Raw genomic sequence first — 10259 nt, 5'->3', positions numbered from 1 at the left:
CCCGGCCGGCGGCTGACGCCGCCGGCCAGAGCGGGAGAAAGAGCATGGAACGCAAGGCACGGACGGACCTGACCCTGGCGGGCGCGGTCTACATCCTGCGGGTGGCCGAGGGCGCGGATGCGACCGGCCCGGTCGTCCTGGACACGCCGGACGGCCCGCGGGAGGCCGATGTGGCGGTGAGCTGCCTGGTGCGGCCGGAGCCGGGGGACGAGGTCTCCGCCCTGGTCGACGGCGCTGGCCGGCCGATCGTGCAGGCGATCCTGCGCCGCCCGGGCGGCGGCCCGCTGACGGTGACCACGGCGGAAGGGCTGACCCTGACCGTCGGCGCCACCAGCCTGCACCTGGATGCCGAGGCCGGCGCCGTGCTGGCCAGCGACAGGATGATCGCGCTGGCGGGGGAGAGCGTCGACGTCCGCGCCGCCCGCGCCTTCGCCAGCCTGGGCACCGCGGTCTGGCGGGCGCAGACCGCCTATGCCCTGGTCGGCCGCCTGATGACCGCCGCCGACAGCCTGGTCACCCAGGCCGGCCAGCTGCTGACCCGCGCCAAGGTCAGCATCCGCTCCGCGGAGACCCTGGACAAGACCGACGCGCCGCTGGTGGAGATCCGCGGCCACAAGGGGGTCAGCATCTATGGCGAGACTTCCGCCAGCCTGAACGCCGGCGAGGATGTCCGGGTCAACGCCAAGCGGATCAATATCGGCTGAGGCGGGGGACGGGTCGCGGCCGCCCGTCACACTTCGTTGCCGACGGGCCCAAAGCTGAGTCAACCCGGCCGGCGGCCTCAGTTCCTCAGCGGACTCAATCCCCCAGCATCCGCTCCAGCGACCGCGCCGCCGCGGCGACGGCGCTTTCCCAGTCGCCGGCGCGGGCCTGCCGGAAGGCGGTGACCGTCGGGTACCAGATCGGCGCGCCGTCCTTCTGCGCCCAGCGCCATTCCGGCATGTGCGGCAGCAGCACCCAGGCACGCAGGCCCATCGCGCCGGCCAGGTCGGCGGCCGGGCCGTCGACCGCGATCACCAGGTCGACGGCGGCCAGTGCGCCCGCCAGGGCCGACGGGCTGTCGACATGCTGGCCGAGACGGGTGACCAGGCCGCCCTGCGCCAGCTCGTCGAGCTCGTTCTGCGCCGGCCCGAACTGCAGGCTGACGAAGCGCACGTTCGGCACCTGCAGCAGGCGCTCCGCCTGCTGCAGCGGCAGCGCGCGCTCGTCGCCGGGATCGCGGCGGCCCTCCGGGCACCAGAGCAGGCCGATCGTCGGCAGGTTGGCGATGCCGGCCAGCGCGGACAGCCGGTCCTTCCATGCCTTTGCGGCGGCCGGCGGCGGGGTCAGGTAGGGCACCGTCGCGCCGGGATCGGCCAGCGCGCCCGGCAGCAGGCCGGGCAGGGCGCCCAGGCGCTGGATCGCGTCGCAGGGAATGTCCGCGCCGTCGCCGACGGCGGCGACCGCGTCGATGCCCGGCACCTGGCCGGCCAGCGGCCCCAGACCGCGGAAGTCGAGGAAGGTGATGCGCGCGACCTTCTCCCGCGCCGCCGCGACGAAGCGGAACATCAGGAAGGTCAGGGATTCGTCCGGTTCCGGCGCCAGGACCAGATGCCCGCCCTGCGGCAGGTCGGCCGCCAGGGGGCCGCCGTCCCAGGCGGGCTCCGCGCCTTCCAGACGGCCGAAGGGCGATTGCGCGGCCACCTCCGGCAGGTCGTACATCGCCGCCAGGTTGGCCAGCCCGTCGGCCAGGCGGCCGCCGGCCAGCTGGATCCGCCCCTTGTGCATGCGCGCCGCGGCATTGCCGGGGTCCAGGGTCAGGGCGCGGTCCAGCGCGGTGTCGGCCTGCTCGATCCGGCCCTGACGGTGCAGCAGGGCGGCCAGGTTGGCCCAGATCAGCGGGTCCTGCGGCCGCAGCTCGGTGCCCCGATGCAGGTGGGCGATGGCGGCGGCCGGGCGGTCCTCGTCGACCGCGATCTGCGCCAGGGCCAGTTCCGCCGGCAGGAAGCTGGCATTCACCTGCAGCAGGCTCTCCAGCACCTTGCGCGCATCGCCGCGCCGGCCCAGGGCCAGCAGGCATTCGGCGAAATTCTGGTGATAGTCCAGCAGGTGCGGCGCCAGGATCAGCGCCATCTCCGCCGCGTCGCGGGCGCCTTCCGGGTCGCCGGCACGGCGGCGCAGGGTGCAGATGTTCAGCCAGGCGCCGTGCAGGTTGGGATCGCAGTCCAGTGCCCGGCGGAAATCCGCCTCCGCCGCCGCGGCGCTGCCCTCGGTGTCCAGCACCATCCGCAGCATGCCGAGATTCAGATGGCCGCCGCCATAGTCCGGCGCGACCTCCGTCGCGCGGCGGAAGCAGTCCAGGGCGTCCTCGATGCGGCCGATGCCCATATAGGCGCCGCCCAGGTTGACCAGCTGCACGGGATCGTCCGGTTCCTCCGCCAGCAGGCCCTCGTAGGTGCGGATCGCCGACTCGTAGTCGTTGGTCATCAGGTACAGCGCGCCGCGGTTGACCCGCATGTCGGGATGGTTGGGGTTCGCCTCCAGGCCGCGGCGCAGCAGGGCCATCGCCTCGTCCGCGCGGCCCATCTGCATCAGCACGCTGACCATGCCGTTCACCGCGTCGGGGTGGGTCGGGTGGGCCTCCAGCACCTGCCCGAACAGGAACGCCGCCAGGTCCGGCCGGCCGGCATCCAGATGGGCCTTCCCCTTCTCCACCGCGACGGCGAAGTTCACGATCGGCATGTCTTTCCGTTCCCCTGGCTGCAATCGAATCGTCCGGCGGCCGCGCCGTGCCCCGGCGGGCAAGGTACATACACGCAGGCCGGCCGAAGGGCACCGGCCGCGGCACCGGACCGGTGCGATATGATCCCGCAATCTGGGCCTGAGATGGGCGCCGGGATGGCCCTGCCGTGATCAGCGGCTCGTCCCGGCCGGCGGGCCGGGCTAGGCTCCCGCCGCATCGGCAATGGGGGGAACGGAATGGCGGGCGATGCCGCGGGCGCGGTGGGGGCGCATGACCATCTGGACCGGTCGGCAGTCCTTCTGGTGGTGCTGCTCTGCGCCACCTGGGGCTTCTACCAGGTCTCGGTGAAGGTGGCGGTGGAGGGGATTTCGCCGGTGCTGCAGGCCGGCCTGCGCTCCGCCGGGAGCTGCGCCCTGCTGATGCTCTGGGCGCGGGCCCGGCGCATCCCCCTGTTCGACCGCGACGGCAGCCTGTGGTGGGGGCTGGGCGCGGGCCTGCTGTTCGCCCTGGAATTCATGCTGATCTACTGGGGGCTGAGCTACACCTACGCCTCCCGCTCCGTGCTGTTCGTCTACATGGCGCCGTTCGTGGTGGCGCTGGGCGCCCACTGGCTGATCCCGGGCGAGCGGATGAATGTCGCCAAGGCCGCCGGCCTGGCCGCCGCCTTCTGTGGCATCGCCCTGGCCTTCGCCGACGGCCTGCGCCTGGCGGAGGGGGAGGAATGGATCGGCGACCTGATGTGCCTGGGCGGCGCAATCGCCTGGGGCGCCACCACCGTGCTGATCAAGGGCAGCCCCCTGGTGCGGGCGCGGGCGGAGAAGATCCTGTTCTACCAGCTGGCCGTCTCCGCCCTGGCGCTGCCGCCCCTGTCGCTGGCGATGGGGGAGCCCGGCATCGTCGCGGCGACCCCGCTGGTGCTGGGCGCGCTGGCCTTCCAGATCGTCGTGGTTGCCTTCGCCAGCTACCTGGCCTGGTTCTGGCTGATGCGCAGCTATCCGGCGGCGCACCTCTCCGCCTTCACATTCCTGACCCCGGTCTTCGCCGTCCTGGCGGGCATCCTCTTGCTGGGCGAGCCGCTGACCCCGGCGGTCGTCGCCGCGCTCGCCCTGGTGGCGCTGGGCATCTGGCTGGTGAACCGGCCGCGGCTATACAGCTAGTGGATTAGCCGAGACAGAGGAATCCCTTTTGGGATTCCCAGAAGGCGTCCGGCATGCGAGTCTGGGGCATGCGCACAGGAATATCGATCAGCCTCAACGATGCCGACCGTCGGCGGCTCGAAGCCGTCGTCGCGGACCGCAACTCGCCGCAGAAGCATGTCTGGCGTGCCCGGATCGTGCTGCTGAGCGCCGATGGCGTCGGGACGAATGCCGTCATGGCGGCGACCGGCACCTCCAAGACCACAGTCTGGCGGTGGCAGGCGCGGTTCATGGAAGCCGGTGTCGAAGGTCTTCTGCGCGACAAGACCCGCCCGCCCGGCACGCCGCCGGTCGCCGATGATCGTGTGGCCGAGGTTGTACGGCTGACCCTGGAGGCTCCTCCGCACGAGGCCACCCACTGGACAGCGCAAGCGATGTCCAATGCGGTGGGGCTCGCGGTGTCGACGGTCCAGAAGATCTGGAAGGCTCACGGCCTGGCTCCCCATCGGTGGCGCAGCTTCAAGCTGTCCAACGATCCAGCCTTCGTCGAGAAACTTCATGACATCGTCGGCCTGTACGTTGCGCCTCCAGTTCACGCCGTGGTCCTCAGCATCGACGAAAAGTCCCAGATCCAGGCTCTCGACCGCACCCAGCCCGGGCTGCCGCTCAAGAAAGGGCGCGGTGCGACCATGACCCACGACTATAAGCGCAATGGGACCACCACGCTGTTTGCTGCGCTGAACGTGCTGGAGGGCACCGTCACCGGCCGAAACATGCAGCGCCACCGGCATCAGGAGTTCATCCGCTTCCTCAATGCGATCGAGCGCGACATCCCGGCCGGCAAGGTCATCCATGCCATCATGGACAACTACGCAGCCCACAAGACGCCGGAAGTCCGCAGCTGGCTGGCGCGCCACCCGCGCTGGACCTTCCACTTCACACCCACATCCAGTTCGTGGCTGAACGCCGTCGAAGGCTTCTTCGCCAAACTCACCCGCAGGCGGCTGAAACATGGCGTGTTCCATTCGGTGCTCGACCTCCAGGCTGCCATCAATCGCTTCGTCGACGAGCACAACCAAGCCCCGAAGCCCTTCGTCTGGCGCGCCGATCCGACCGAAATCATCGCTGCGCGGGCACGAGGGTTCCAAGCGTTGGAGTCAATCCACTAGGTTGTGCTGAGACGGGATTCATTTGAGTATGGAGGTGAGATCGGAATATAGAATTTAGTATGTCGAAAGATAACTGATAATTTTTTTGATATCTTCGCCAATACTATTTTGAGGAATTTTCGAAGCTAAAAATTTTGCATCTCTATCTTTATTATAGTTTAAAGAAAAATTCTTCATCAAACGATCTAGAATCAGAGAGCCGGGAGCGCGTTGTTTGCATGATTCAGGCCAGACTTTGTCCAAATCAGAAGAAATTTTTCCAGAGATTTCCGTTATAGAGCTTTTTATCTGCTCTAGGTACTTTATAGAATCATCGATTTTCTCAACATAGTTTGCACCTTGCATTCTGTTTGGATACATCGGTGCTAGGAGTTTTTTATGAATTAGCATGTCAATTACTTTATCTTTCATCTCCATAGATTCTTTTTCCAAAAGTTTCTCAATTTCCAGAACATCTTCAATTCTATTTTTTTGGTTTGTTGTTGACGATTTATGGTTTATGAGTTGCATGATTGCGTTTGAGTCAAGCAAGTAATTTTCAATTTCTCTGCAATTCAGTGTAAAAATTTTTGCATTATTCCCAAAGTTATTTTGTATTTTTTGTAATTCTTGCTCTTCTTTTTCATCTCTATCAATTATAAAACAAGCCGGAACGTTTCTTTTTTTCATTATTTCTATCAAGTCAGTCGAATAAAATGCCGATATGTTGCTGCTAACCCCTAAGTATACAAATCCGATGTTTCTTGAAGAAATATTTACCTCCAATGTTTTTGCAAATTCTCGTATTATTGATTCATCGGAGGGGCCTTCTACAAAAACTAGTCTGTCAAACATTAAAACTGAACTGGGCCGCAGACCTATTTCTGATGGGATTTTCACAATATCATCTTGTTGCACGGTATTTTTTACAAATGTGCCATTTTCGTCTTTGGAGACAACGTAGACATTTTGCGTTTCCGTGGTATCTATGAAATTTGTTGAATGTGTCGCGACGAATATTTGCGATATATTTGATTTTTCTGAAAGATATCTATGCATAACATTCTCAAGACCAGGGTGTAAATGAACTTCTGGTTCTTCTACTAGTACTATTTTTGGGGAAAGTAACTCTACATCCAAAACAATTCGAAGAGCTTCTCGAATTCCTGCTCCATTGGCGTCGACAAGAAAATCATCTATATCCATTTCAGCATTTCTCGAGGCGCGCCTGCGTGGCATAAATGCCAAATTATCGTCATCCTCAGCTTCGAATGCATCGACTGAAACACCTAGAAGCGACTGGACAGTACTTTGTAGCGCGGTTAAGCGGGCTGGACCGCCTCGTGTTGTCTTCAATCTCAAAAGTTTAAGGGCCTCAGCATTTCCTATTGGCTCTCTGTTTTCAGTGAAATGAAGCGGCGCACATTCCGAAATATTCTCCAGTATATGAACGCAAAATTGAGGGGGTTTACTTACCGATCCCGAATATGTGACGATATTTTCAGGCAGAGGCTTCATTCCGAGGGCGTCGATTTGAGATTCCAAATCTGCGCGAATGTCATTAGATTTCTGTAAGAATTCCTCAGAACTTTCAGACTCCGCGGCAATTTTTTGCAGTCTCTTAGCTGTATTAGTTTCCCTAGCTTTTCCAAAAATATTGCCAATTATGTATCTGGGATAGTCATCTTCATCGTCTTCCCAAACAGCGCGGGTTTCAAGCCGGTCGAAAGCCTCAATAAACTTTTCTAACTGAAATTGTAAATTTTCTAACTCTCTTTCATTTTTAATAATATGCAAGGCCGCCTCGAATGATACGCTCATGAGGCTTGTTCCCGTTAAGACAATCTCGTTATTGTCGACCGAAACATTTCCGAAAGATATATCATGAACATAAATCGAAATCCTTCCATCTATATATATCCCTTTAAGGAAAATAGATAGAGCGTTTTCCTTTCTAAGATTGGCAATCGCTTTTTCTACTCCTTCGTATTCATTTATAATTGCATCGCATATCGAATTAGAAAATGCTTCGTCTATATCTAATTCCACAGCAATAGAGATCGGATTTTCCAAATTACGGCCAAAAAATTCGTCCTTCGGGCGGCCGCGACCTGCCCAGACAGAACTTATATGTCTATTTCTAGAATGTTGAAAAAACAAATCAATAGCAGACAAAATATTTGATTTTCCAGAATTGTTACGGCCAACGATGATATTTAAATTAGAGCAATTTTCCAAAATTGCTTGATTTATACTACGATAGTTCAAAATGGCAATTTTTGATATTTTGTGTCTCATTCTTGGTCCCTTCGGACGGATTGGCTGTTCGAAGAAAGCGTAGAGCCAAAGATTGAGTTGTCGCAATAGGTGGTTGCCACCAATGCGATCCTGATCATAAGATTTTTTGGCGGCCGAGTACCCTGGGGGAATCTCAAAACTCGCCATCGCGGGTCTCACCCAGTGACGATTTACAGAAGTTGGTTATTGAGCGGACTTTCATCTGGGAAACTGACGCGTAGGAATTGGCGTTCGCATGTGAGTGTGGCTAGGTGAGCTAGGCTTTGTGCCCGAGTTGGCCTCCGTATCAAAACAGGCTCCTCAGCATGACGTTCTAATGCGCTCGGTTGGCTTGCTGCACGGCCGCCCGGTCGGTTCCGGCGGGGACGGGCGATGTCGAAAGGAGGCATGCCATGGAAGGCCTGCAACTCGTGCTGCGGCCGCGGAAGAACGTCGCCGGCGGCGAGCTGGTCTTCCACGGCGACCGGCTGCGGTCGATGACTTTCGTGGAGGGCCTCTCCGGCCAGCCGATCAGCCTGGACGGCGCCTTCCAGCAGCCGGAGGATTTCGTCGACCAGCCGCGGCTGGACATGACCGACCCGGACCCGGGGCCGCTGACCCACCTGGCCTGGCCGCACAGCCTGCCCTTTCCGACCGAGGTGCCGGAACCCTACTACATCTGGGCGCAGGTCGGCATGGAAGCCTATCGCTTTCCGCTGATCATGGGGCAGAGCACCACCGGCGGCCTGACAAATGCGCCGGCCACCCTGAAGATGGGCGACCGGCTGGTGCACGGCATCGTGCTGTTCGCCGCCTATCGCGACGAATGCATCGGCGACCGCCGCACCCTGGAGGTGCTGATCGGCCCCTGGACCGCCCTGTTCAACTATTCCCGCCGCCGGCGGATCTGGAAGGGCACCTCGGTCGACATCCTGAACAAGCTGATCGGCGAATATGCCAAGGTCTATGGCGGCGCGCCTGTGACCAAGGGCAATGTCTCCGGCCTGGCGGAGCGCGACTTCACGATCCAGATGGATGAATCCGACCTGGACTTCGTGACCCGGGTGCTGGAACGCGACAACATCTTCCTCAACTTCGAACATGACGCGCAGGGCACCAGCATCCTGCTGTGCCAGACCAACGAGGATGCGCAGCTCGATGCGCTCGACGGGCGCAGTTTCCGGATCTCCCAGCGGCTGGAGGACATGGTCGAGCTGATGGACGATGTCGTCACCGACGTGGGCATGCGCTCGCGCCTGGTGCCGGACCAGTACCGGATGCGCGACTACAATCCCGACAATGCCTCCGCGCGGCTGGTGGCGCAGTACCCGGCCGATACCGGCGCGCACACGATCTACGACTATCCGGGGCATTTCCGGAAGCTGACCGCCGGGGTCGACGTGGTGGCGAAGCGGCGGATGAACGCCTTCGCCTACCAGAAATGGTTCCTGCGGGTGGAAAGCATGTGCCCGGACATCATGCCGGGTGCGGTGATGACCCTGCCGCTGGAGGCGACCGAGCGGATGCCCGGCCTGGCGCCGGGGGAGCGCTACATGGTCTGCCTGGTGCGCCACGAGCTGCGCCGGCGCCGGCCCGACGGCGCCGGCATCTTCCGCAATGTCTTCGAGGGGCTGCGCACCGACGTGCCCTACAGCCCGACGCCGATCCCCAAGCGCCCGCAGGTGGAGGCGCCGCAGATCGCCAATGTCGTCACCGCCTCCCAGGCCGAGGTCGCGGACGTCAACCAGGACACCTGCCCGATGATCGTCTTCAAGTGGGACGACCAGGCGAACCCGACACCGGTCCGGGCGCGGCTGCTGCAGACCTGGGCCGGGCCGCGCTGGGGCACCATGCACTGGCCGCGCAGCGGCGACGAGGTGCTGGTGGAGTTCATCGACAACGATCCCGACCGGCCCTGCATCACCGGCTCGCTGTACAACAGCCGCGCGAAGCCCGCCTATCCGCCGGCGACGGAGACCCACAACCTGCTGGCCACGGCGGTGCAGAACCGCCTCATGTCCGGCGTCACCGACCGCGGCGGCAGCGGCTTCCTGCACTACGACAAGCCCGGCGACGAGCTGGTGGTGGTCAGCGCCAAGAAGCGGCGCGGCGATTTCACCGGCGGCGACTACGAGGATGTCACCTACGGCAGCCGCAACCTGCGGGTCGGCGGCGACCTGAATCTCAAGGTGATGGGCAACTTCAACATCACCGTCGGCGGCACGGTGACCGTGGAGATGTATGACGGCGCCTTCGTACGCAGCAACCAGGGCATCTATACGACGATCAAGGACGGGTCGGTCGACAAGCCGCAGCTCGCGAACGGCAGCGGCAGCGGGCAGCCGCAATCGCAGTCGGGCGGCGGCAGCGGCGGCGACAGCGACGATAACGGGGACTGAAGCCGCCGGCCGGGGGGAGAAAGAGGAAGATGGTCTTCGCCTGCAATGCCCTGCCGGGGATGAGCCTGGCCTTCCCCGACACCTGCAACACGGTGGTCGGCCCGGCCACCGTGCCGCTGCCCTATCCGAACATGGCGACCGCGACGACGGCCACGCCGGCCTCCGCCAATGTCCTGCTGGCGGTGGCGCCCGCCCACACGATGATGAGTTCGGAGCCGGTGACCAACGGCGACCAGGCCGGCGTTTCCGGCGGCGGCGCGGTGGCCTGCGGCGGCATCTCGCAGCCCTGCCGCTCGCTGATGGGCTGCGTCGGCATCAACATCAACTTCCTGCCGGCCCGCAACAGCTTCAAGCCGACCCTGCAGAACAACATCAACGCGCCGGGCGCCACCGCGCTGACCCCCTGCCAGCCCTTCGTGCTGTTCCTGCGATAGGGCGGCGGCGGAGAGGATGGTGTATGTACGGCGACCGCGTTCGTCATCCTCGCCCTTGAGGCAGTGCTGTCCGGCACGATTTCGGATGACGGGGTGCATGGCATTGATTCTACTTGGAAACGAGCGTTCTGGCGGAATGTTCG

General features: G+C 62.0%; 7 protein-coding genes. 5 read left to right on the top strand and 2 right to left on the bottom strand.

The window, feature by feature from the left end:
* Positions 1-44: 44 nt before the first annotated feature.
* Positions 45-704, top strand: coding sequence for a DUF3540 domain-containing protein (locus ACFOGJ_RS06120; RefSeq protein WP_379898928.1), 660 nt, complete (start codon positions 45-47; stop codon positions 702-704).
* A gap of 94 nt (positions 705-798) precedes the next feature.
* Here the strand turns inward: ACFOGJ_RS06120 and ACFOGJ_RS06115 are convergent, their stop codons facing one another.
* Complete coding sequence (locus tag ACFOGJ_RS06115; RefSeq protein WP_379898927.1) at positions 799-2721, bottom strand: tetratricopeptide repeat protein; 1923 nt, start codon at positions 2719-2721, stop codon at positions 799-801.
* 237 nt (positions 2722-2958) lie between these two features.
* Here ACFOGJ_RS06115 and ACFOGJ_RS06110 point away from each other — a divergent pair, with 237 nt between their 5' ends.
* Together ACFOGJ_RS06110 and ACFOGJ_RS06105 are read left to right on the top strand one after the other, a co-directional pair.
* Complete coding sequence (locus tag ACFOGJ_RS06110) at positions 2959-3879, top strand: DMT family transporter (RefSeq protein WP_379898926.1); 921 nt, start codon at positions 2959-2961, stop codon at positions 3877-3879.
* 68 nt (positions 3880-3947) lie between these two features.
* Entirely contained in the window at positions 3948-5027 is a 1080-nt protein-coding gene (locus ACFOGJ_RS06105) for an IS630 family transposase (RefSeq protein ID WP_379898959.1), read from the top strand.
* 54 nt (positions 5028-5081) lie between these two features.
* On the opposite strand, the gene ACFOGJ_RS06100 is transcribed toward ACFOGJ_RS06105, so the two are convergent.
* Positions 5082-7451: an ATP-dependent nuclease gene (locus tag ACFOGJ_RS06100; protein WP_379898925.1), complete on the bottom strand. Its 2370-nt coding sequence runs from the start codon at positions 7449-7451 to the stop codon at positions 5082-5084.
* 245 nt (positions 7452-7696) lie between these two features.
* Between ACFOGJ_RS06100 and ACFOGJ_RS06095 the strand changes: the two genes are divergently transcribed.
* Together ACFOGJ_RS06095 and ACFOGJ_RS06090 are read left to right on the top strand one after the other, a co-directional pair.
* Positions 7697-9682, top strand: a complete 1986-nt coding sequence (locus ACFOGJ_RS06095; RefSeq protein WP_379898924.1) for a type VI secretion system Vgr family protein — start codon at positions 7697-7699, stop codon at positions 9680-9682.
* A 29-nt stretch (positions 9683-9711) separates the two neighbouring features.
* Positions 9712-10116, top strand: coding sequence for a DUF4150 domain-containing protein (locus ACFOGJ_RS06090; RefSeq protein ID WP_379898922.1), 405 nt, complete (start codon positions 9712-9714; stop codon positions 10114-10116).
* Positions 10117-10259: the final 143 nt, after the last annotated feature.

The organism is Marinibaculum pumilum, from assembly GCF_042646425.1.
Classification (GTDB): domain Bacteria; phylum Pseudomonadota; class Alphaproteobacteria; order Ferrovibrionales; family Ferrovibrionaceae; genus Marinibaculum; species Marinibaculum pumilum.
This window is presented reverse-complemented; position numbering and strand designations above follow the sequence as displayed.

Excerpts from the sequence above, each read along its gene's own strand:
- ACFOGJ_RS06120 (WP_379898928.1), top strand. The coding sequence starts at position 45 with ATGGAACGCAAGGCACGGACGGACCTGACCCTGGCGGGCGCGGTCTAC.
- ACFOGJ_RS06115 (WP_379898927.1), bottom strand. The coding sequence starts at position 2,721 with ATGCCGATCGTGAACTTCGCCGTCGCGGTGGAGAAGGGGAAGGCCCAT.
- ACFOGJ_RS06110 (WP_379898926.1), top strand. The coding sequence starts at position 2,959 with ATGGCGGGCGATGCCGCGGGCGCGGTGGGGGCGCATGACCATCTGGAC.
- ACFOGJ_RS06105 (WP_379898959.1), top strand. The coding sequence starts at position 3,948 with ATGCGCACAGGAATATCGATCAGCCTCAACGATGCCGACCGTCGGCGG.
- ACFOGJ_RS06100 (WP_379898925.1), bottom strand. The coding sequence starts at position 7,451 with ATGGCGAGTTTTGAGATTCCCCCAGGGTACTCGGCCGCCAAAAAATCT.
- ACFOGJ_RS06095 (WP_379898924.1), top strand. The coding sequence starts at position 7,697 with ATGGAAGGCCTGCAACTCGTGCTGCGGCCGCGGAAGAACGTCGCCGGC.
- ACFOGJ_RS06090 (WP_379898922.1), top strand. The coding sequence starts at position 9,712 with ATGGTCTTCGCCTGCAATGCCCTGCCGGGGATGAGCCTGGCCTTCCCC.